The sequence below is a fragment of the Streptomyces sp. NPDC044002 genome (assembly GCF_056434525.1).
Window position 1 is genome coordinate 20,832 of record NZ_JBWKEZ010000043.1, and the last position, 22,290, is coordinate 43,121.

Sequence of the window (22,290 nt, forward strand, 5' to 3'; positions counted from 1 at the left end):
TCGCACCTGTGGTTGACTCCAGCACCTATTTCCTTTCCCTACTCTGGGTTACGTGCAGCGCCTCTACGACTTCATCCGCAGACACCCGACGGGCGTCGACAGCTTCTGGGCTGTCCTCTTCTTCGGGATCTCGATGATGAACGTGGCCGGGGCCGAGGGGCAGAGCACCGCCCTGCGGCTGGCCACCGTCCCCGTCGTCGGCGCGCTGACGGCCGCCCTGGCCCTGCGCCGCCGGTGGACCGTGCCGATGTTCTGGCTGTCGGTCGGCGCGGGCGTCTGCCAGCTGGCCATCGGGCAGGAAATACAGTTCTGCGACGTCGCGATGCTGGTCGTCCTGTTCACGGTGGCCGCCGCCGACGTACCGCGCTGGGTCTCGCGTGCCGCGCTGGCCTCCGGGCTGCTGGCCTCGCCCCTGTACTTCCTGCGGTTCGGCATCGACAAGAACGCGAGCGCCACGGAGGAGGTCCTCTTCGTCCTCTTCATGATGGTCCCCTTCGCCCTCGCCTGGGTGATGGGCGACTCGCTGCGCACCCGCCGCGCCTATTACGCCCAGCTGGTGGAGCGCAACCAGCGGCTGGAGAAGGAGCGCGAGGCGCAGGCCAAGGTCGCGGTGGCCGCCGAGCGGGCCCGGATCGCCCGCGAGCTGCACGACGTCGTCGCGCACAACGTCTCGGTGATGGTGGTCCAGGCCGACGGGGCCGCGTACGTCATGGACGTGGCGCCCGACCAGGCCAAGGAGGCCCTCCAGACCATCTCCGGCACCGGCCGGCAGGCGCTGGCCGAGATGCGCCGGCTGCTGGGCGTGCTGCGCACGGGCGAGCCGCAGGAGTCCGAGGACTACGTGCCGCAGCCCGACGTGGAGCAGATCGAGGTGCTGGTCGAGCAGGTGCGGGCGGCGGGGCTGACGGTCGACTTCGAGGTGGAGGGCGCGCCGCGCAGGCTGCCGAGCGGGGTGGAGCTGACGGCGTACCGGATCGTGCAGGAGGCGCTGACGAACACGCGCAAGCACGGGGGCCCCGATGCCAGGGCGAGCGTGCGGCTGGTCTACTTCGACGACGGGCTGGGCCTGCTGGTCGAGGACGACGGGCGGGGCGCGGCGCACGAACTGTACGAGGACGGCGGCGCGGACGGCGCCGGGCACGGTCTGATCGGCATGCGGGAGCGCATCGGTATGGTCGGTGGAACCCTGGACGCGGGCCCGCGCCCCGGCGGGGGTTTCCGGATCAGTGCCCTGCTCCCGCTCAAGAAGAGTTAGCCCCGCACGGGACGCTCAAGAAGAGGTAGAGGTAGTCACGGATGTCCATCCGAGTGATGCTGGTCGACGACCAGGTGCTGCTGCGCACCGGCTTCCGCATGGTGCTGGCCGCGCAGCCGGACATGGAGGTCGTCGCCGAGGCGGGCAACGGCCTGGAGGCGCTGGAGGTGCTGCGGGCCACGGCGGTCGACGTCGTCCTGATGGACGTGCGCATGCCCAAGCTGGACGGGGTGGAGGCGACGCGGCGCATCTGTGAGCCGGAGACGCACCCGAAGGTGATCATCCTGACCACCTTCGACCTGGACGAGTACGCGTTCTCGGGCCTGAAGGCGGGCGCGAGCGGCTTCATGCTGAAGGACGTGCCGCCGGCGGAGCTGCTGGCCGCGATCCGGTCGGTGCACAGCGGCGACGCGGTGGTGGCGCCCTCGACGACGCGGCGGCTGCTGGACCGGTTCGCGCCGATGCTGCCGACGACGGCGGCGGAGCCGGAGAACAAGGAGATCGAGCGGCTGACGGACCGCGAGCGCGAGGTCATGCTGCTGGTGGCGCAGGGCCTGTCGAACGGGGAGATCGCGGCGCGGCTGGTGCTGTCGGAGGCGACGGTCAAGACGCACGTGGGCCGCATCCTGACGAAGCTGGGCCTGCGCGACCGGGTGCAGGTGGTGGTGCTGGCGTACGAGACGGGGCTGGTGCGCGCCGGGGGCGGCGGGGCGGCGTAGTCCCGCCGCCACCCTGACGACGGCGCCCCGCTACGGCAGCGGCGGCACCGCCGTGCGCAGGTGGGCCAGCAGCACCGACAGGGACTCCCACGCCGCCGGGTCGCCGCCGTCGCCCAGCGGGTAGTGCAGCCCGGGCCTGCGCTGGGGGCCCACCTGGACGGGCTTGACCTCCAGCGGGGGCCGCCGCGCCTGGGTCAGCGTCGCCTCGGCCACGCCGGCCCCGCCCAGGGTGAAGGACACCGGTACCGCCGGCACGGACACCCGCGGGGTCAGGCTCAGGTCCCGCCGGCCGGGCCCGAGCGCGGCCAGCATGCTGATCAGGCCGTGCCCGGCGACGAGTTCCTCCGCCAGCGCGGGAAGCACGTCGAGCGGCACCTCCTCGCCGGGCCCGTACCCGAGGGACAGGGTGATGTCCTGCTCGACCCCGGCGGCCGTGCGGAGCACGCGTACGGTGGCCAGCGCGGGCCGCTCCGGCGATCCGACGGCGGTGACCAGCGTCGGCTCGGGTGCCCGGCCCCGGGCCAGGTCGGTGAGCTGGCGCGGCGACCAGGGCAGGTTCACCGGCTCGGCGGTGCCCCAGCCGGCGGGCGGGCCCCCGGTCAGGGTGCGCCAGGCGGCCTCCAGGGAGCGGCCGGCCAGCAGCCCTTCCTCGGCGGGGTGTTCGGTGCGGAACTGCACGGTCAGCCGGCGTTCCCCCGACGCCTCGGCCCGCCGGAACGCGGCGGCGAGCCGCGGGTTGCCCGCCTCGTCGCGGACCGGGGCGAAGGTGCCGTCCTGCCAGGCCAGCACCGCGCCGGACAGGCCGTCGTAGTAGCCGGACGCGGGGTCCTGGACCACCCACCGGTTCGGCGCGCCGGCCAGCGCGGTGCGCAGCGGCAGGCTGAGCCGGCAGTGGTCGGGGGTGACGATGTGCAGGGCCGCGCCGAATTCGGCGGTGGTGCGCAGGACGTCCGACAGCCAGGCGGTCAGCCCGATCACGGGCCGGTCGGCGAGGACCACGGCGGTGGACTCGGTGACCACGTCCACGGTCGGGAGGGCTCCGACGGGCGCGGGTGCCGCCGAGGCCTCGGAGGTGACCGGCACGACGCCGACGTGCCCGGCGCCCTCGGGCCAGACCGTGCCGCCGAGGACCTCGGCGAGGCGTCCGGCGACGGCCCCGGCGAGGGGGGCCGCCTCGGGTACGGCGGTGGAGGCGCGGGTCTCCGTCCACCAGACGGGGGTGGGGGCGGGCGTCCCGAGGAGGCGTTCGACCTCGCCGGGGACCTGGACGAGTACGGGTGCCTCGACGGAGACGAGCGGCCGGCCGGCCGCGCCGAGCAGCTGGATGACGGCGCCGTCCCCGACGGCCTGGGCGTCGAGGTCCGCGCCGCCCGCCGTCAGGGCCACCATGAGGGCGGTGGTGTCGGGCATCTTGGCGGTGAGGGCGATGACGTCCTTGGTCACGGTGTCAGGGCGCTTCCTGGGTCGGGGAGTCGGCGAGGGCGGTCTGCACGATCTGGTGCGGGCGTCCGCGCCGGACGAGGGTGCCGCGGCCGGGCGGCTGGGCGCTGGCGTACAGCTGCGGGAACAGCTGGCCTTCGGAGCGTTCGCCGTTCATCACGAGGGCGGTGGTGCCGGACTCGCGCAGGGTGGTCAGCAGCGGCTCGTACAGGGCCCGGGAGGAGCCGGCGACGCGCCGTGCGATCACGAAGTGCAGGCCGATGTCCTGGGCGGACGGCAGGTAGGGGACGAAGGCCTGGAGGGGCTGCTGTCCGGCGGTGGTGAGGATGTCGTAGTCGTCGACGAGGACCACGATGCGCGGTCCGGCGAAGCCGGGGCCCTCGCCCGGTTCGGCGTCCGGGTCGATGCCGTCCTCGGGGAGCCGCTTGTCGAGTTCCTTCGCGATGCCCGCCGAGAGGGCGCCCGCGATCTTCGCGTTGTGGGCGTAGCCGCCCCGGTAGGGCTCGGGGACCACGCCGCGCAGCCCGCGCCTGGGGTCGTAGACGGCGAAGACCAGTTCGTCCTCGCCGTAGCGGGCGATGAGCTGGCGGGCGACGAGGGCGAGCAGGTTGGTCTTGCCGCACTCGTTGTCGCCGAGGATCAGCAGGTGCTGGTCCTGGCCGAAGAGGTCGAGGAGCACCGGGGCGAGGACGTCCTGGTCCACGCCGACGGGGATCCGGTACGGCTCCTCGTCGACGCCGGGCAGCCGGCCGGACGGCAGCCGTGCGGGCAGGACCCGTACGGGGGAGGCGATGTCGCCGTGCCAGGTGGCGCGGACGGTGCCGGCGGCCTCCTCCAGGGCGGCGGCCAGGTCGGTGTTCCCGGCCCGGGAGTCGATGCGCGGCAGGGCGGTCTGCGCGAACAGCTTGCCGTCGGTGAGGACGCGGCCCGGGGTGTCCGGGGAGATCGTCTCGGACAGCTTGCGGTCGATGGCCGAGTCGGACGGGTCGCCCAGGCGCAGTTCGACGCGGCCGCCGAACAGGGACTGGTTGGCGATCCGGACGTCGTTCCAGCGGAGCATGCCGGCGACGACGTGGATGCCGTAGCCGCCGCCCCGCTTGAGGAGGTCGGTGACGGAGTCGTCGAGTTCGGAGAACTCCTCGCGCAGGGCCCCGTATCCGTCGACGAGGAGCACGATGTCGGTGGAGGCGAGTTCGGGCAGCCGGCCCTGGGAGCGGAGCCTGCGCAGCTGGTCGACGGAGTCGATGGAGTGCTCGCGGAACAGTTCCTCGCGGGTGGCGAGCATGGCCCGTACCTCGGCGACCGTGCGCGCGGCCCGTTCCCGGTCGGCGCGGCCGGCGATCCCGCCGACGTGCGGGAGCCCGGCGAGCGCGGCGAGGCCGCCCCCGGCGAGGTCGAGGCCGTAGACGGCGACCTCCTGCGGGGTGTGGGTCAGCGCGAGCGACAGGGCCAGGGTGCGCAGCAGGGTGGTCTTGCCGGACTGGGGGCCGCCGGTGACGGCGGTGTGCCCGCCGGCGACGGTCAGGTCCAGCTCCCAGGGGCCGCGCCACTGGCGGGCGGGGTCGTCGAGGACGCCGAGCGGCACCCTGAGCGGGGGGCGCTCCGCGGTGCCGAGGCGGAGTCCGCGTTCGGTGACGGACAGCGGTCCGGCGGCGGCGTCCAGGGGCGTCGCGTCGGGCAGCGGCGGCAGCCAGATGCGGCGGACGGGCGGGGCGGCGTCGGCGAGCTGGTCGACGATGACGGAGAGCACGCTGGGCCCGGTCTCGCGGGCGGTGGCGGCGGGCTTCTCCTCGGCGGGCTCGGCCGGGCCGGCGCTGTCCTGGAGGGTGTTGAAGGTGGGGTAGGGCAGGGCGAGGGGGCCGCGTTCGGTGTCGTCGTGGGCGGCGGCCGGGCCCCGGTAGCGGCCGGAGACGTACCCGGCCTTGAAGCGGGTGTAGGTGGAGGTGTCCACCTTGAGGTAGCCGAAGCCGGGCAGCGGCGGCAGCTGGAAGGCGTCGGTGGTGTCGAGGACGGTCCGCGACTCGTCGGCGGAGAAGGTGCGCAGGCCCAGCCGGTACGACAGGTAGGTGTCCAGGCCCTTGAGCTTGCCGCCCTCGATGCGCTGGCTGGAGAGCAGCAGGTGCACGCCGATGGAGCGGCCGATGCGGCCGATGGACAGGAACAGGTCGATGAAGTCGGGCTTGGCGGTGAGGAGTTCGCCGAACTCGTCGATGACGACGAACAGGTGTGGCAGCGGCTCCAGTTCGGGCTTCTCGGCGCGCAGTACCGCGTAGTGGCCGATGTCGGCGACGTTCCCGGCGTCCTTGAGGACCTGCTGGCGGCGCTTGACCTCGCCGGCGAGGCTGGTGTGGACGCGTTCGACGAGTCCGGCCTGGTTCTCCAGGTTGGTGATGACGCCGGCGACGTGCGGGAGCTTCTCGAAGGGGGCGAAGGTCGCGCCGCCCTTGTAGTCGACGAGGACCATCGCGAGGTCCTCGGGCGAGTGGGTGGCGACGAGGGCGAGGACGAGCGTACGGAGCAGCTCGCTCTTGCCGGAGCCGGTCGCGCCGACGCACAGGCCGTGCGGGCCCATGCCGAGCTGCGAGGACTCCTTGAGGTCGAGGAGCACCGGGCCGTGCCGGTCGTCGATGCCGATGGGGACGCGCAGGAAGTCCCGCTCGCCGCGCGGCGCCCACATCCGCTTCACGTCGAGGGCGGCGGGGTCGCCGATGCCGAGCAGGCCCATGAAGTCGACCGGCCCGGAGACGGGGGTGCCCTCGGCGACGGACTCGGCGGACAGCCGCAGCGGGGCGAGCATGCGGGCCAGGCCCTCGGCGGTGGCCGGGCCGAGGGCGTCGCTGATGCCCTCGGCGGCGGGGGCCTGCGGGGTGCGCAGGTCCCGGACGGTGACGTGGCTGCCGTCGACGGTGATCCGTATGGTCACCTCGTCGGGCTCGTGGACCTGCTCGGCGAGCAGGTGCAGCACGGTGGTGTTCATGTCGGCCAGGCCCACGGCGGTGTCGGGGCGGGGCAGTTCGACGGCGTTCTCGCCGTACTCGTCGCTGACGACGAGGAGCCGGCCGGCCAGGCGCAGGGCGCGCTTGTCGGAGAGGCCGCGGCGCACCTCGGCCGCGTACGAGGCCCTGCGGCGCAGGTCGGCCGCGAGGACCCCGGAGGCGAGCTGGGGCAGGCTGGGCGCGATCCGGCGGGCGGCGACGGGGCCGTCCTGTTCCTGCTGGTCGAGGACGTGGGGCAGCCACTTGGCCCACTCCCAGTCGCCGAGCCGGTCCCCGGGCACGCCGAGGGCGACGGCGACGTCGTCGGGGGCGTGCAGGACGGCGGTGTGGGCGAGCAGGGCGCGGGCGACGCGCAGGACGCCCTCGCGGTCGCCGACGATGCTGACGTTGCCGGCCCGGTCGAGGGGGACGGTCAGCGGGAAGTCGCTGGCCCGGCCGAAGCGGGCCATGAGGGCGCCGGCCTCGTTGAGCATGAACCGGTCGGGCGGGGTGAGGACGCCGCCGGCGCCGGCGGCGAGGGAGAGGTCCTGCACGGCGACGGCGCCGGTGCCCAGGCGCGGCCGCAGGAAGTCGGGGTCGGTGCGGCGGCGCTCCCACAGCCGCGCGGGGTCGCGTACGAGGTCGTACAGGGCCTCCGGCGGCGGGTTGAGGCGGCGGGCGTCGTCGCGCAGCGCCTTCTCGCGGGCGCCGAGCTCCTCGCGCTGCTCCTCCAGGTACTCCAGGTAGCGCTCGCGCTGGGCGCGGCGGGTGCGCTGGGCCTTGCCGCGCTGGGACCAGAACAGGGCGACGGCGCCGATCAGGGCGAAGACGAGCACGATCGCGCCGACGGCGGCGAACTGGCTGTTGCGGATGACGGTCATCATCACGACCGAGCCCATCACGCCCGCCATCGGCAGCAGCGCGGTGGCCGGGCTGCCGATCTTGCCCTCGGGCAGGTTGGGCGGGGCCTCGACGGAGTGGGGCTGCGCGGGGGCGGGGGGCATCGTGCCCCGGGCCGGGCGGTGGATCAGCTGCTGGGTCACCGGGCGGCACCGGAAGCCGGGAGGGCCACGGCCCGCTGGAGCACGTCGGCGGCGAGCCGCATGGCCGCCTCCCGGGTCTGGAAGCCGAGGAGTTCGGACTTGACGGCGCCGCCGGAGGCGAGGTGGCGGTCGTAGGGCAGGACGACGACGCCCGCGCCGGTGGCCCGCAGCTTCTCGACGGCCTTGCCGAGGTCGACGGCGGGGTGCGGGGCCTGGACGGTGAGCACGACGACGGTCCGCGGCAGCACGGGCACCGGGAGGGAGCCGAGCCAGTCGAGGACGGCGTGGGTGGAGACGAGTCCCTCGGCGGTGGCGGGCGCGGTGAGCACGCGGGCGTGCGCGGTGTCGAGGGCGGTGCGGGCGACGTCGCCGGGGAGGGTCTCGCAGTCGACGACGGTGACGCCGAAGTAGCGGCGCAGGGCGACCATCACGGTCCGGTAGGTGGCGACGTCGACCTGGGCGCCGATGCGGCCCTGGCTGCCGGGCAGCAGCCAGCCGCCGTCGGGGAGCGGGACGAGGTAGCCGGTGATGTCGGTGAGCTGCATGGAGGGGCGGACGATCTGCGCGAGGTCCGCGCAGGTCCAGCGCAGGGACTGCACGCCGAGCCGGACCGGGAGGGTGCCGAGGGCGGCGTCGGCCTCCAGGGTGAGCACCGGGTCGTGGCGGAAGTGGTTGTAGGTGCGGCTGAGGAGGGCGGTGACGGTGGTCTTGCCGGAGCCGCCGCGGATGCTGGTGACGACGATCTGGCGGCCGGTGGTGACGGGCTGCTGGACCTGGGCGGCGAGTTCCGTCTCGGCGGCGACGGCCTTGGCGACGGAGGAGCCGAGCGCTCCGCGCAGGGTGCGCAGGGTGCGGCGGGCCAGCGGGTCGCCGTGGCGGGGACGGCCGGCGGGGGCGTCGGAGCCGGGGACCGGGACGGTCTCGGGCGCGCGGGCCTGGGGGGCCTGCGGGGTGTACTGCCGGGCGTACGCCTGCTGCGGCTGCTGCGCGGGGGCCTGCTGCTGCGGGAGGGGGGCGTGCGGCTGCACCGGCAGGGGGCCGGCCTGGGGGGCCTGGGGTGTCTGCGGGTCGCCGGTCAGGTCGCCGAGGACGCCGGCCTGCCAGTCGTCACGCCGCTGGTTCATGCTCATGTCTGACATGTCTGAGTAGCAACCCTTACGCGAAGGTGCCGAGCAGCCGCCCGTACACGCCGAACACCCCGATGAGCAGCGGGAACAGCACGATGACGCCGATCGACTCGGCGGTGTCCCCGACCCGCCGCAGCCGGACCCGCACGTGCTCGGGCGGCTGGACGGCGAGGACGCCGAGCGCGGCCAGGGCCAGCACCAGCAGCACCGCCAGCGGCCCGGCCGCACCGGCCCGGCCGGCCCACACCAGCAGCGCCGCCACGGTTACCGCGGCCCCGGCCAGCAGCAGCGCGACCACCTCGGCGACGAGCGGGAACGCCCGCGCGCGCAGCCACAGGACGACGGCGACCGCCGAGGCGAGGGACACCGTCCACACGTCGGGCTCCCGCAGCGCGACCACACCGGCCGCGCCCGCCGAGACGGCGGTGGCGAGGGTGGCCAGCACCATGCCCCGGTGGGTGGCGCCGAGGGCGGTGGCGACCTTGTACCGGCTGACCGAGGCCCCGCGGGCCCGCTGGTCGTCCAGGCCGGTCAGTCCGGCCGCCGCCAGGGCGAGGCGCGGCAGCAGCCCGAGCAGGATCACCGAGAACACGGCGAGCACGGCTCCGGTACGGGCGCCCGCCTGGCCCTGCGCCAGCGCGGTCGCCTCCCACACCACCGTCAGGCCCACCACGGCGGCGGCGCCCACGAACCCGCCCCGCCCGAGCGGCGTGAACCACCCCAGCAGCGCGAGCCCGACGGCGAGCGCACCCGCGACGGCGGCGAGCCGGCCCATGGCGCCCCAGTGCTGCGCGTCGCCCAGGGTCCACGCCCCGAGCACCCCGACCGCGGCGGCACAGGCCAGCAGCGCCGCAGCCAGCCCGGACCGCTTCAGCCGGCCCGCCAGCGCGCCGACGGCACCCGCGACGGCGGCGGTCCCGAGGAGCACCCCGGCGACCGCGCCGGGCGCGAACTCCCGCCGGGCGAACCAGCCGGCGACCAGCGCCCACAGCACGAGCCCCGCCCCGGCGGTGACCCGCCGCGCGGAGGGACGCCAGCGCCAGGCGCGTACGTCCAGGTCCTCGGCGGCCTCGTCGGTGACGTCGTGCACCACGGGCGCGGACGGCACGTCCTGCACCCGCACGAGCCGCAGCACGGCCCCGTCGGCGATGCCCGCGTCCTCCAGGGAGGTACCGTGCTCGATCACGGACCCGTCGGCCGTGACCAGGTGACGCAGCATCGGCTGCGCGGCCACCCGGTCGTCCAGCATCCGTATGACGTCGGGCAGCAGTCGCCCGACGGGCTCCTGGGAGGGGAGTACGAGATCCATCCGCCGCCGCTCACCGACCAGGGTGACCCGGCTCAAAGCCGTACCGCTCACTGCCCCCATGCTCACCACGCGCTCGAACCTATCACCGAGTACTTACCTGTCCGGGTGTCCCCGTCTTGCCGATGAGGCGGTGGGAGATGAACGACCAGCCGACGCAGCCGGCGCACAGCACCGCCGCGATGACCAGCCCGGCGACGGCCTTGCCGATCCGCTCGTCGGCCACCCGCCGCCCGCGCTGCGCGCCGAACAGCACGGCGTCGCGCATCCTGCGCCGCCGCACCGCGACGGACTCCAGCAACTGGCTGTCGTAGTCCTCAGCCGCCACACCGGCCTCCCTTCTCCCTGTCGCCCCGCACGCTAGTACGCCCCCTCACGACGCCGAAACCGGTGGCGGTGGTTCCGTCATGCTCCTGCCAGGTTCCCAGACGCACCCGGCACTCGACGAAGTCCACGAACCCGTTCTCGATCCAGAAGCCGCCGCCGCTCTCGAACACCCCGACCAGCGGCTCGAAGGGGTCGGGCAGCCCGGCGAACGGCGCGAGCGCCTCATCGGACAGCGAGGCCCAGTTCAGCGCGGCCCGGCAGATCCGCCCGGTGAGCGGGCTGCTCGCGTGCGCGGCCAGGAACGCGTCGAGCCGGGCGAGGAGTTCCGGGTCCGCCCGTACGGTGGGGTCGACGCGGCGCGCGAGGTCGAAGAAGGGCCACCGGTCCGGCTGCCCGACGTCGAAGAAGTCCCCGGGCCGGTCCGTCTGGAGTTCCCGCACCCAGAGCGCGGCCCGCCGCAGGTACTCGCGCAGCAGCCGGGCGCATTCGGGCCCGTGCCCGAAGTCGTGCTCCCTCGCCCGCCAGTCGATGGCGGTGACGCGCCCGACCAGCCGGTCGGCAGGGATCACACCATGCTCCCGATCCGCCTGGCCGCCTCCAGGTGGCCGATGGCGGCCAGACCTGCAGCTCCGGCCGGCAGGTCCACCGGTTCCCAGCGCAGACCGGGCCCGAGCACTTCGTCGACCCGGACGTCCCCCTGTACGCGGCTCCGGAACAACGGCCCTTCGCCGTACTCGTCCTGGTGGTACGTGATGCGCCCCTCGCCCTCCAGCGCGTCGAGGACGGCGTCGTCGAGCACGGCCACAGGCCGGCTGCCGAGGTAGCCCGCGAGCTTGCCCGGCCGGCACATCACGCCGACGAGGTCGATGAACACCCCGGAGCAGTCACGGGTGAAGGACCCGCCGCGCTCGTAGAACAGCACCAGCGGCTCGTACAGGTCCGGCAGCCCGGCCACCGCCTCCGGCGTCCGCTCCCCGAGCCCCGCCAACCGCACGGCCCCGGCACAGGTCTTGCGGAGCTCCCCCCAGACGACCGTGCGCTGGAGCTCCTCCAGTCCGGCCGCCTGCGCGGGCGGCAGCTCGAACTCCGGGTCCAGGTAGGGGGTGACGTCGTAGAACGGCCACGCCTCCTCGGCCCCGCAGGCCTTCGCCCACACGGCGGCCCGACGCAGGTACTCCCACATCAGCACCTGCCGGGACCCGCAGCGCTCGAACGCTAGGTCCCACCGCATGTCCCAGTCCACGGCCCGCAGCCGCCCGAGCATGGCGGCCGCGCCGGATCCCGGCATCCCCAGAACCTCCCCGTCAGTCCTTCGAGCGTGTCCAGCCGCGCACAACGCGCCCCTGCTCGTCCCAGACGGTCTCTTCTCTGAGGGAGTAGATGTCGTCATCGAAATACTTTCGGGACTTGAGAACGCCATTGGGGTGCCATTCCCGGAACTCACCCGATGCGACCCCGTTGAGGACGTTCCCCTCCAGCTTCAGAGTGCCGTCGGGGTACCACATCCGGGTCAAGCCGTTCCTGATTCCGTCGAGGTAGACGTCAAGGCAGACGATTTGCTCACCCTGATGCTCGGCCACCTCCCCCGTGAACAACTCGTCCCGATACAGCATTCGGTGCCCCGTATCGATATCGACCTCGGGGTCGTCGGCGTCGACGCGTCGCACCGGGCCCATCACGGAATCCGTTTCTCGCCCCGCCCGCGCCCGCTCCGGTATCGGAGCGGGCGCGGGCAATGGCGTAGTCAGAGCCTTCCCGACAGTTCTTCCAGAGCGTCGAGCGAGGTCATTTCGTGGAGCGTCGGCTCGACGACCGAGCCGTTGGGGTCCTCGACTCCCGCACCGACCAGATCACCCAGCGCTTCGAGCGCCCCGAAGCCCCGCATTCGCAGGGAACGCAGCCGCAACAGCCAGGGCACGCCGGCCTCGAAAGCCGGGTCACCCGCCGCGTTGCGCGGCTCGTACCCGGCCGCCGCGTCGCCGACGGAGGCCCAGAGGTACCCGAGGACCTGCTCTCCGCGCAGCACCCGCGCGTAACGGACAGGGTGTTCCGTGCTGCTCTCGTAGTCCTCGCCCCCCGACTCCCCGGGGACCAGCTTCATGAGCCGCTTCCAGCGCGCGGGGATTTCGAACGTCCCCCACGAGTCGTCGTACTCCGCCTCCTCCGCCAGAAGGTCGGCGAAACCGTCCGGGGTCGGGCGGGCGTGCTTGGTCGCGTCTCCCGGGTCGATCTCCGAACCCGTCAGCTCGGAGATCCGCTTCAGCGCGGCAGCAAGGCGGGGCGCGTTCTCCGCGGCCACCTCCGGCTGTGGACGTTCCCTGAGGTCCTGGGTCAGCCAGGCATCGGCATAGGCGGACAGGACGAGGAGTACCGCACCCTCACCCCATACGTCGATCCGTACGGTGAACAGCTTCTCCGCCCGGCGCGTGACTCCGGCTTCCGTCCACTCACCAGGCAGCTTCAGGCTCAGCGTCAGCAGACGGTCCGGCAGCAGCTGTACGGCAGCGGCTTGTCCGGCCACGGTCTCGACGGGAACGTCGTGGACCGAGAACAAGGGGCTGGCCATGGCGTGCCGGTCGCTGAGCACGACCGAAGCCGTGCCCCCGTCCGTGACCAGCCCGAAGGACACCAGGGCGGCCCTGACCTCCGACAGCAGCCCGAGGGCCTTCACCATGCCGGTCTCGGCGGGGTCGGATACGGGGGAGGGCTCCCAGAACCATTCGCCCACGGGCTCAGATGTGATCACTGGCTTTCCTTCAGGATTCCCATGGGGTCGGTCGGAGTCCCGCGCGGGACCACAATGATCCCGTCATCCAGTCGGAGGATGAAGGCTACGCCCTTACCGGAACCCCACTTGCCCTTTCCGTTCTGGTGAATTTCCATCAGCTGGTCCACCGCCCCGCTCTCCTGCCACTTCGCCATGGTTCCCTGCCCGTCGACGAGCATGAACTTGTGATCGGCAGTCGAGTGGGTGATCTGGCTGAGATACTTTCCGCGGGTGATCTCACCCACCGGGTCCAGCGGGTTCTCGAGGCGCTTCATCTGGTAGCCCCACGAATCGCCGTCCTTGGGACCGTAGTAGACGTCCGTGTCCTCGAATTCCGCCTTCTTGACCTCGAAGTGGATTTCGTCGCCCTTCAATCCGCTCTTTCGAAGGTCGTCGGCAAAGATGATCTGGTCGAGAGCGGGCTCGAGCATACCCGCCTTGCGCGCCCCCATGCTGGAAACAACCTGGGAGAAGTTTTCGCTGTCCTTGAAGGCACCCGAGCTGATGATCTCCGCGATCTGATTGCCGCGCGGGTTCTCCGCCAGGCGCTCGATCGCCCGCTCGAGGACGTCCGGCTTGGGACGCTCCTTGCCGGGAAGCTGCTTGACGGCATCCCGGAGTTGCTGCTCCGCCTCCCCACCGCGGACCAGCGGCTTCGGGTCGCCGTCGCCGGGTGCCGGCGTGTGGTCGCGGGCCGGGGGCCGGCCGTCCGAACCGCCGTGGTCACCGCCGCCGGGGGTCTGGTCACCGCCTTCCGGCGTGTGGTCCCCGCCGCCGGGACCGTCACCCGGGCCGTCGCCGTGGCCGCCGGTGCCCGTGGACGGGCCGTCGCCGTGGCCGCCGGTGGACGGGGTGTCCGTGTGCGTTGCTCCGCCGCCGGTGGGGGTGGTGTCGGTGTTGCCGTGGCCGCCGGTGCCGCCGCCGGGTTCGGTGTGGCTGTTGTGCGGCAGGTTGTCGGCGGTGCCGCCCGGGGTGTGGGACGCAGCCCCGCCCGGGGTGTGGGTGGCCGGGCCGCCGGGGGTGTGGGAGGTGACGTCCGCGGTGTGGGCGCCGACGCCGACGGGAACTTCCTGCCGCTTGGGGACCTCGGCCAGGGGGTGGTCGACGCCCTTGGGGACCGAGGTCAGGTCCTGCTTGGGCAGGCCCTTGTGGTCCAGGAGCTGGTTGGTGACCTTGTCGAAGTACTGCGGCCGGCCGAGAGCATCGTCGGTGAGCTGGACCGTGTCGTCCGGATGCGGGAACTTCACCCCCGGCGCGTCGGCCTTCGGGAGGTCCTTCCACACCACATCGTCGATCTTCGGGAACGCCCCGTCGACCTTGCCGAGGTTCGCGAACATCTCGCCGATCTTCAGCTTGGCCAGGGAGCCGGCCTTGCCGATGTAGGTGATCGGGTCGATGATCTTGCCCGCCTTGCCCGCGACGGAGAGGACCTTGGCGATCCCGCCGGTCTTGGCTGCGGTGCCGGCGCCGCCGGTGAAGACCGTGGTCAGGACGTTGAAGGTGACCGCACCGGCTGCGCGGGCGGGGTTCTTGCCCCACTCGTCCCACGCGACCAGGGCCTTGCCGGTCTCCTTCATCGCCGTGCGGGAGTCCCTCAGCCAGCCCGGGAGCTGCTTGTCGTCCGCCATCCAGAACGCCGTGCCGACGCCGGGGATGGTGGTGATCGCGAGGCCGGTGGCGAGTTTCGCCAAACCCGTCCAGGCCTGGCCGGCCTTGTCCCAGCCGTCAACGCCGACCAGGGTGCCAAGGCCGCGGATGGTGCCCCAGATCCCGTCGACGATGATCCCGTCCCACACGAAGGACTTGACCCAGTAGCCGACCTCCCACGCCCGGTGGGTCTCCTCCAGCTGCGAACCCCACGGCAGGTCCTGGACCTTGTTCAGGTCCTCCGCCTTGTAGCCGTACATGTTCGCCCCGTTGGAGCCGTCGTTGACGGTCAAGGGCGGGGCGCAGTACAGGGCACGGATCTTGTTCGCACAGGTCCGCTCGGCCGCCCAGAACGCCTCGGCGGCCGCGTTGACGTCGTGGATCAGATCGTTGTTCTCATCGGTCTTCTTCCCGTCGTCCTTCCAGTGCTCGTCCCCGGCGATCTTGTTGGTGAAGGCCGTCGCCTTCGCCTGGAGCGCCTTCAGCCGCGCCACGATCGGTCGGGCCTCGGTGACGTACTCGCCCAGTGCCTTCGCCGCCGATTCGAGCTGGTCGGCGAAGAAGTCGCTGTCCGTCTTCACCGGCTTGGTGGTGGCGAACAGCTGCGCTGCTTCGGGGGCGGCGTAGAACGCGGAGAGGCCCTGGAACTCGCTGTCAACGTTCGAGCCGGCGGTGCGGAACGTGCCCGCAGCCGCCGTGATCGCCGCGTGGTCCTGCTCCAGCGCGTCCAGGTCACCCGTGAACTGCGGGATCGTGCACGGATTGATCGGTACGTGGTCGGTCACTTCTGACCAGCCCCCGGAAGGTCGATCTTGGGCTCCTTCAGGGCTTCGTTCTGCGCGTTCTGCGCCTGCTCGATGTTGCCCTGCACGTAGGCCGTCGTGGCATTGATCGCCCCGTTGATGGAGGCCTCCGTGCGCTTGCCGATGTACGCGAGCCGGTAGTCGTGGGACTGCATGAGCCCGCCCAGCGCACCGGCGATCGGGCCCATGCCGCCGCCCTCGCCGGCGCTGCCGCCGCCCGGGGTGATGGTGCCCGCGTGCTTCGCGGCTTCCGGCAGCTCCGTCTGGAGCGACTTGCCCGCCTTCTGGAAGCCCTCGGCGGCCGTGATCGTCTTGTTGACGACCCCCTGCACGCCGGACGGCTTGATGTCCCAGTCCATGCCCTACCCCCGTGTCCTCGCGTCCCTCGTCCGGCGTGCGTACCGGCGTCAGCCGATGTTGTCGACGGCCGCCTTGGCCTTCTGCAGCGTGGCCTGCGCCGTGGCGTCGTTCTGCTCCAGCGTGGTGCGGACGAGGCGGATGATGTCGCGGACCTCGTTCGCCGCCTTGTTCCAGCGGACTTCCTTGCCGTGGTACTCGTCGGAGACGCCGTCGGCCTGGAACTCGGCCATCGCGGCCTTCACCGCGTTGTCACGGTCGCCGAGCACCCGCTCCAGCTGGCCGATGATCCCGCCGAGTCCGCCCTGGACCTCCACGGAGGCGGCGATGTCGTACGAGGTGCGGTCCTGGTTCGCCATGTCTGTCAGTCCCCCGGGTGTCAGCGCGCGCCGAAGCGAGCGGCGTCGAAGTTCGCGGAGCCCATGTTCTGGTGGGCGTTGTCGCCCTGCTCCTGGTCACCGGTGGTGAACGAGGTGTCCATCCCGGCCTGACCGCCGAGGATGGCGCGCAGCGAGGCGTTCAGCTCGGCGGTGATCGCGTCGGAGCGCCGCTTGAAGGAGTCGAAGGCCTGGCGGCCGACGCCGTTGAACTTGCCCTCCAGCGGGTCCGCGGCGGCAATCAGCAGCTTGATCAGCGTGCCGAGGTCGTCGCTGGAACCGGTCGTGGCCTTGCCCAGTTCGGACAGCGTGGTGCTGCCCATGTCGAACTTCATTCACCCACCCCTGACGTGTTGTTCCGTCACTTGCGTGCGTACCTGTCTACCGAAGGGACGTTGCGAACACAAACACGGTTTCATCCAGCCTTGACGTCTGGCTGAAAATCGCCGTTGGCAGGTTCCCGCGCCCCCAACACCTCCTGTACGTAGTCGTCCCCTACGTCCCACAGCCAGGCCGCCAGGGCCTTGCCGGCCGGACCCTGGCAGCGGGACACGGGGCCTGCGGCGTACCGGAGGGCGCGGCCGGAGGGCTCGTTGGCGAGCAGCGGCCGCAGGAGTTCCACGGCGAGTTGCTCGTCGACGAGGGTGACCGCTCCCGCCAGGCCGACGAGTTGGGTCTCCACGTCGAAGTGGTAGCGCTGCCCCGCCCGCATCCCTGCGAGGCCCCGCTCGACGGCCGTGCGGATCCCGGGCAGGCAGTCGCGTACGGACTCGGCGTCCAGGCAGTCGCCGAGCCGGTTGTCGAAGCCCTCGCGGTCGGCGAGGCCGACCAGGGCGCGGAGGGTCGCGGCGCGCAGCTGCGAGGTGCCCTTCGCCTCGGCCAACTCCCGGCTGCGGACCGCCGCTTCGCAGAAGTGGCCGTAGCTGTCGTCCTGGGAGAACCAGCGGTCGGTCGACCAGCCGTACCAGAACGCGGCACGGGGGTCGGTGGTGGCGGCCCGGAGGACGGCCTCGTAGCCGGCGGGCTCGGCCCAGTGGACCAGGGCGATCAGGGCCAGGAGGCGTTCGCCGCAGGCCGCGGCGGGATCGTCGAGGAGGGCGGTGAGGCCGGGTACGCGGTCGCGGTGGGCAGGGTGGTCCTCGCCCTCCCAGATCACGTCGTAGGGGTCGCCGGCGGGCGTGCCGTCGAAGTCGGTGCCGAGGAGCCGCTCGTAGGGCGTCGTCATGTCAGGTCATCCAGCGGTCGGGGCGGGCCGCCGCGCGGGAGGTGCGGGAGCGGACCGCCTGGTCGTGCAGCAGGTCGGCGGCCTCGGCGGCGGGGCGCAGCCGGGCGGTGACGGTGGTGTTCGCGCCGGTGTCCACGTGGACGTCGGCCACCCCTCGGGCGCGCTCCCAGGGGCCCTGTGAGCGGCGCACGCTCTGGACCTTCGCATGCGGAACGATCTCCGTGCGGCGGCACAGGCGGCCCCGCCGGGCGGCGAAGACCTCCTCCGAGACGGCCAGGCCGTACCCCTTCCACCACACCGGCACCACCCACCGCGAGCCGGTGCGCGGGGAGGGGCTGAACTCCAGGCCCGCCGGGTCCGCGCCCGGCAGCACGCGGGCGATCAGGGCGTGGGCGGCCTCCCGGGTGGCCACGGGGACCAGGACCCCGTTCTTGGAGCCGGCCACGGCCAGCTCGACCCGGACCCAGCCGAGCCGCCGCCACAGCAGCGGCTCCACGATCCGTACGGCCTGCACCCTGCCCGGCGGGACCGTCTCGTGGGCCCGGTCCAGCAGCCCGTGGTCCAGGCGCAGCCCGTCGGGGGACTCGGCGACGGTCCAGTCGTACCCGGTGAGGAACCGGCCCGCGGTGCCGCCCCAGACGGCGCCGAGCAGCGGTACGAGGGTGACCGCGGCCGCCCAGAGGCTGTCGCTGAGCCGCCAGACGACCAGCGGTGCGACGAGCCCGCCGGCCAGCGCGGCCCACACGTCGAGGCCGAGCAGCAGGGAGACCACCAGGTCCCGTACGGACACGCGGAGCAGCTCCCGCGCGGGGGCCTGGCCGACGGCGACAGCCTCGGCGGGCGCGAAGCCGGCGGCGCGGGCCAGCAGCTCGGCGCGCAGGGCGACGGCGTCGCGTTCGCCGAGGAAGGCCAGCTCGTCCTTCGCCTCGGTGCCGATGACGTCGAGGCGGAGCTTGGCGACGCCGGCGATGCGGGCCAGCATCGGGCGGGTGACGTCCACAGCCTGGAGGCGGTCGAGGCGGATGTGGGCGGTGCGGCGGAAGACCAGGCCGGTGCGGATGCGGAGCTCGGTGTCGGTGACGGCGTAGTGGGTGAACCACCAGCTCAGGAAGCCGTACGTACCGAAGACGAGGACCAGCCCGGCCAGGATGAGCATGCGCACGCCGGGGGTGAGGCCGGTGACCCATTCCTGGGCCCGCTCGCCCTGCTGGACGACGACACCGCCGAGGGCCGCGCCGGGCACCCACGCCCGGCGCAGCGGGGTCAGCACGTGCAGCCGCCGCTCGCCTCCCGGCGGGGTGGCGGGGGGCCTGCCCGTCCCGGGCGCGGTGGCCGCCGGAGCGGGGGCTGCGGGGGGCCGCTGCGTGGGGCCGTCCCCTACCCTCCCCCAGACTCCGTCCGGGGGGACCCCCACTTCCACCGTTCCCCGGGGCTCCGCCCCGGACCCCGCCACCGGGCGTTCCGCCGGGGCGGCCCCGGGCGCGGCGGAGGCCCCGGGCGCGGCAGGCGCCTGCGGCGGGGCGGCGGGCTCCCGGTGCCCGGCGCCGGGTGCGGGGGTGTCCCGGTCGGGTTCCCCCGCGGAGCGGGGCGGCGGCGTCACAGGCCCGCCGACCTTGCTTCGCCCAGGGCGGTCAGGCGGTCGCGGAGGCGTTCGGCCTCCGCGGGGGCCAGGCCCGGGATCTTGGCGTCCGTCGCCGCGGCCGCCGTGTGGAGCTGGACCGAGGCCAGGCCGAAGCGGCGCTCCAGCGGGCCCGAGGTCACCTCGACCAGCTGCATCCGCCCGTACGGGACCACCGTCTCCTCCCGCCACAGCACCCCCCGGCTGATCAGCAGGTCGTCGGCCCGTTCCGCGTACCGCCAGGACCGCCAGTTCCGCCCGATCAGCACCCATCCCCAGACCAGGACCGCCGGCCAGAACGCCGCGAAGACCGCCCACCACGGACCGGCGGCCAGCCCCAGCGACACGCCGGTCACCACCGTGAGCGGGACCGTCCAGATCACCAGCAGCAGCCGCCGGACCCCGCGCAGCCCCTCCGGCAGGCCCACCCACTGCGGGCGGTCCGTCTCACCCCTCGTCCCCGTATCCATGCACCCACCCTAGGACTGAGACAATGCGCCCATGACGGAGACCACGGTCGGCATCGGCGGTGCGGCGGAGAGCACCGACATGGTGCTCAACATCGGACCCCAGCACCCTTCCACCCACGGCGTGCTGCGCCTGCGGCTCGTCCTGGACGGCGAGCGCATCGCCAGCGCCGAGCCGGTGGTCGGCTACATGCACCGGGGCGCCGAGAAGCTCTTCGAGGCGCGCGACTACCGCCAGATCGTGATGCTCGCGAACCGCCACGACTGGCTGTCCGCGTTCTCCAACGAGCTCGGCGTGGTCATGGCCGTCGAGCGGATGCTCGGCATGGAGGTCCCCGAGCGGGCGGTGTGGATGCGTACGCTCCTCGCCGAGCTGAACCGGGTCCTGAACCACCTGATGTTCCTCGGGTCGTACCCGCTCGAACTGGGCGGCATCACCCCGATCTTCCACGCGTTCCGCGAGCGCGAGGAGCTCCAGGCCGTGATGGAGGAGATCTCCGGCGGCCGCATGCACTACATGTTCAACCGCGTCGGCGGCCTCAAGGAGGACCTCCCGGCCGGCTGGCTCGGCCGGGCCCGCGCCGCCATCGCCGACGTCCGCACCCGCATGGACGTCTACGACAAGCTGGTCCACGGCAACGAGATCTTCCGGGCCCGCACCCGCGGCGTCGGCGTGCTGTCCGCCGAGGCGGTGCACGCGTACGGGGTGTCCGGCCCGATCGCGCGCGCCTCCGGCGTGGACTTCGACCTGCGCCGCGACGAGCCGTACCTGGCGTACGGCGAGCTGGCCGACGTGCTGAAGGTCGTCACCCGCACCGAGGGCGACTGCCTGGCCCGCTTCGAGGTGCTGCTCGACCAGACGCACAACGCCCTCGACCTGGCCGTGGCCTGCCTGGACCGGATGGCGGAGCTGCCGCCGGGGCCGGTCAACCAGCGGCTCCCGAAGGTGCTGAAGGCGCCCGAGGGGAGCACGTACGCCTGGACGGAGAACCCGCTCGGCATCAACGGCTACTACCTGGTCTCGAAGGGCGAGAAGACCCCGTACCGGCTGAAGCTGCGCAGCGCGTCCTTCAACAACATCCAGGCGCTGGCCGTGCTGCTGCCCGGGCAGCTGGTCGCGGACATGGTGTCGATCCTCGGCTCGCTCTTCTTCGTGGTCGGCGACATCGACAAGTAGGGCGACCTGACAGGCGGGCGGAAATCCGCCCGGGCGGTGTCGGCGGGGCGTCCTAGGGTGCCCCCATGACCACTGGCACGTACCCGGACTACCTGCGCCGACTCGGTCTGACCGACCCCGGTGCCCCCTCCGCCGAGGGGCTGTTCGCGCTCCAGCGCGCCCATCTGGAGCGCATCCCCTACGAGAACGTCGACATCTACGTCGGCCGGCCGCCCGGCATCGACCCGGGCCTGTCGGCGCGCCGGTTCGCCGAGGGGCGCGGCGGTTACTGCTTCCACCTCAACGGCGCCTTCGCCGCGCTGCTGGAGGACCTGGGCTACGACGTGACCCGCCACGTCTCCGGGGTCGAGGCCGACGACGGGTCGCGGGTGGTCAACGGCCACCACCTGACGCTGACCGTACGGGTCGGCGGGGCGGCGTACTGGGTGGACGCCGGGCTCGGGGACGGCCCGTACGAGCCGCTCCCGCTGCGCGAGGGGGCGTACGAGCAGGACGGCTTCCGCTACGCGCTGCGGCGGCTGGACCCGCTGGAGGGCGAGGGCCCCGGCTGGAGCTACTTCAACCCCGACAGCACCATGCACCGGGTGAACTTCCGCGACGCCCCCGCGACGACGGCCGACTTCGAGGAGACGCACACCTGGCTGTCGACCTCCCCGGAGTCCTCGTTCGTCCGGACCTTCGCGCTGTTCCGGCGCGACGCGGACGGCGTGGACATCCTGCGCGGCCGGGTCCTGTCCCGCCGGTCGGGGGGCGGGAAGGTGACGGCCGAGCGGGAACTGGCCGGGCGGCGGGAGTTCTTCGAGGTGGTGGAGGGCGTCTTCGGGCGGCGGCTCGACGACCTGACGGAGACGGACCGGGATGCGCTGTGGGCCCGGGTGGACGAGGCCCACCGGGCCTGGCTCGCGTCCAAGGGCGAGAAGGGCGAGGAGGGCGAGAAGGAGGCCGCGGCCTCCTCCTGACGGCTTCGCTGTCGGTGCGGCAGGGCAGACTGGGGGCATGTCCCACTCCCCCCGACGGGCCTGCCCCACCTGCGGCCGCGACTGCGCCGTGACGGCCGGCCGGATCGCCCGCCACGACCCGCCGGCCGGGCGCGGCCGGGGCGACATGGTGTCCTGCCCCGGCTCCCGGGCCCGGGTGGTCCTCGGCGCCTCCGCCCCGACGCTGGACGGGTTCGTCCTCGGGCCCCATGCGGGCCAGTTGCCGCTGTTCTGAGCAGCCCCGGCCACTGCCTTCTGGGTACGGGGGCCGGGCGGACTGAGTACGCGTACGGATCCCCGGGCCGGCCCGCCGGGACAGGATGGCCGCATGACCTGGAGCCCTCAGCCCCCGACCGCCGCCGTGCCCCCTACCGCCGCCACCGGCCCCCGGACGCACGTCCGCGCGCTGATCGCGGCCGCGCTGTTCGTGCCCGCGCTGGTGGCGGCGAAGATCCTGGTCCTGATGACCGAGAAGGGCGGCCGCTGCCTGATGTACGGCGGCTGCGCGCCCTTCCCCGGGGTCGTCTTCCTGGTGCTGTGCGGTGCGGCGGCGCTGGCGATGGTGCTCGCCCTGGCCGCGCCGGCGAGGCTGCGCGGACCGGCGCTGGGCGCCCAACTGGTGCTGGAGCTGTGCGCGGTGGGCCTGGTGCCCGCCTTCCCCTGAGCCGGCAGCTCCGCGGGGT

22 protein-coding genes are annotated in these 22,290 nt (G+C 73.2%); 6 read left to right on the forward strand and 16 right to left on the reverse strand.

Annotated features, from left to right (window positions below):
* Positions 1-52: 52 nt before the first annotated feature.
* Complete coding sequence (locus tag AC07A6_RS27535; RefSeq protein WP_478778930.1) at positions 53-1,255, forward strand: sensor histidine kinase; 1,203 nt, start codon at positions 53-55, stop codon at positions 1,253-1,255.
* A 41-nt stretch (positions 1,256-1,296) separates the two neighbouring features.
* A complete protein-coding gene (locus AC07A6_RS27540) occupies positions 1,297-1,974 on the forward strand; it encodes a response regulator transcription factor (protein WP_362467426.1) in 678 nt (225 codons plus the stop codon).
* A 30-nt stretch (positions 1,975-2,004) separates the two neighbouring features.
* On the opposite strand, the gene AC07A6_RS27545 is transcribed toward AC07A6_RS27540, so the two are convergent.
* The 16 genes from AC07A6_RS27545 to AC07A6_RS27620 all read right to left on the reverse strand — a co-directional run bounded on the left by AC07A6_RS27545 (position 2,005) and on the right by AC07A6_RS27620 (position 19,456).
* Positions 2,005-3,417, reverse strand: a complete 1,413-nt coding sequence (locus AC07A6_RS27545; RefSeq protein ID WP_478778931.1) for a DUF6177 family protein — start codon at positions 3,415-3,417, stop codon at positions 2,005-2,007.
* A 4-nt stretch (positions 3,418-3,421) separates the two neighbouring features.
* Entirely contained in the window at positions 3,422-7,432 is a 4,011-nt protein-coding gene (eccCa, locus tag AC07A6_RS27550) for a type VII secretion protein EccCa (RefSeq protein ID WP_478778932.1), read from the reverse strand.
* Positions 7,429-8,571, reverse strand: a complete 1,143-nt coding sequence (locus tag AC07A6_RS27555) for a hypothetical protein (RefSeq protein ID WP_478778933.1) — start codon at positions 8,569-8,571, stop codon at positions 7,429-7,431. The genes eccCa and AC07A6_RS27555 overlap by 4 nt, the downstream gene beginning before the upstream one ends.
* A 16-nt stretch (positions 8,572-8,587) precedes the next feature.
* A complete protein-coding gene (gene eccD / locus AC07A6_RS27560) occupies positions 8,588-9,928 on the reverse strand; it encodes a type VII secretion integral membrane protein EccD (RefSeq protein WP_362467446.1) in 1,341 nt (446 codons plus the stop codon).
* 22 nt (positions 9,929-9,950) lie between these two features.
* On the reverse strand, positions 9,951-10,133 hold the full coding sequence (locus tag AC07A6_RS27565) for a hypothetical protein (protein ID WP_267036736.1): 183 nt from the start codon (positions 10,131-10,133) through the stop codon (positions 9,951-9,953).
* Between the two features lie 49 nt (positions 10,134-10,182).
* Positions 10,183-10,761 carry a hypothetical protein gene (locus AC07A6_RS27570; RefSeq protein WP_478778934.1) on the reverse strand — a complete coding sequence of 193 codons (579 nt, stop codon included), beginning with the start codon at positions 10,759-10,761 and terminating at the stop codon, positions 10,183-10,185.
* Complete coding sequence (locus AC07A6_RS27575) at positions 10,758-11,480, reverse strand: hypothetical protein (protein WP_478778935.1); 723 nt, start codon at positions 11,478-11,480, stop codon at positions 10,758-10,760. The genes AC07A6_RS27570 and AC07A6_RS27575 overlap by 4 nt, the downstream gene beginning before the upstream one ends.
* A gap of 16 nt (positions 11,481-11,496) precedes the next feature.
* Entirely contained in the window at positions 11,497-11,859 is a 363-nt protein-coding gene (locus AC07A6_RS27580; protein ID WP_478778936.1) for a toxin-antitoxin system YwqK family antitoxin, read from the reverse strand.
* A 77-nt stretch (positions 11,860-11,936) separates the two neighbouring features.
* A complete protein-coding gene (locus tag AC07A6_RS27585) occupies positions 11,937-12,938 on the reverse strand; it encodes a hypothetical protein (protein WP_362467419.1) in 1,002 nt (333 codons plus the stop codon).
* Positions 12,935-15,391, reverse strand: a complete 2,457-nt coding sequence (locus tag AC07A6_RS27590; protein WP_478778937.1) for a hypothetical protein — start codon at positions 15,389-15,391, stop codon at positions 12,935-12,937. The genes AC07A6_RS27585 and AC07A6_RS27590 overlap by 4 nt, the downstream gene beginning before the upstream one ends.
* Positions 15,388-15,768 (reverse strand): DUF6507 family protein, encoded by a 381-nt coding sequence (locus AC07A6_RS27595; RefSeq protein WP_125818629.1) that lies wholly within the window; start codon positions 15,766-15,768, stop codon positions 15,388-15,390. The genes AC07A6_RS27590 and AC07A6_RS27595 overlap by 4 nt, the downstream gene beginning before the upstream one ends.
* Positions 15,769-15,816: 48 nt before the next feature.
* Positions 15,817-16,125 carry a pore-forming ESAT-6 family protein gene (locus AC07A6_RS27600; RefSeq protein WP_007264848.1) on the reverse strand — a complete coding sequence of 103 codons (309 nt, stop codon included), beginning with the start codon at positions 16,123-16,125 and terminating at the stop codon, positions 15,817-15,819.
* A gap of 20 nt (positions 16,126-16,145) precedes the next feature.
* On the reverse strand, positions 16,146-16,478 hold the full coding sequence (locus AC07A6_RS27605; protein ID WP_362467417.1) for a hypothetical protein: 333 nt from the start codon (positions 16,476-16,478) through the stop codon (positions 16,146-16,148).
* 80 nt (positions 16,479-16,558) lie between these two features.
* The gene (locus tag AC07A6_RS27610) at positions 16,559-17,368 is read right to left on the reverse strand and encodes a hypothetical protein (RefSeq protein WP_478778938.1); all 810 of its coding nucleotides are present in this window, start codon (positions 17,366-17,368) and stop codon (positions 16,559-16,561) included.
* 1 nt (position 17,369) lies between these two features.
* Entirely contained in the window at positions 17,370-18,788 is a 1,419-nt protein-coding gene (locus tag AC07A6_RS27615) for a PH domain-containing protein (protein WP_478778939.1), read from the reverse strand.
* A gap of 176 nt (positions 18,789-18,964) precedes the next feature.
* The gene (locus AC07A6_RS27620; protein WP_386274757.1) at positions 18,965-19,456 is read right to left on the reverse strand and encodes a PH domain-containing protein; all 492 of its coding nucleotides are present in this window, start codon (positions 19,454-19,456) and stop codon (positions 18,965-18,967) included.
* A gap of 31 nt (positions 19,457-19,487) precedes the next feature.
* Between AC07A6_RS27620 and AC07A6_RS27625 the strand changes: the two genes are divergently transcribed.
* From AC07A6_RS27625 to AC07A6_RS27640, 4 genes are all read left to right on the forward strand, one after another.
* A complete protein-coding gene (locus AC07A6_RS27625) occupies positions 19,488-20,630 on the forward strand; it encodes an NADH-quinone oxidoreductase subunit D (RefSeq protein WP_007264853.1) in 1,143 nt (380 codons plus the stop codon).
* 65 nt (positions 20,631-20,695) lie between these two features.
* On the forward strand, positions 20,696-21,589 hold the full coding sequence (locus AC07A6_RS27630; protein WP_478778940.1) for an arylamine N-acetyltransferase family protein: 894 nt from the start codon (positions 20,696-20,698) through the stop codon (positions 21,587-21,589).
* A 37-nt stretch (positions 21,590-21,626) separates the two neighbouring features.
* Entirely contained in the window at positions 21,627-21,842 is a 216-nt protein-coding gene (locus tag AC07A6_RS27635) for a hypothetical protein (protein WP_478778941.1), read from the forward strand.
* Positions 21,843-21,935: 93 nt separating this feature from the next.
* A complete protein-coding gene (locus AC07A6_RS27640; protein ID WP_478778942.1) occupies positions 21,936-22,271 on the forward strand; it encodes a hypothetical protein in 336 nt (111 codons plus the stop codon).
* The last annotated feature ends 19 nt before the right edge of the window (positions 22,272-22,290 follow it).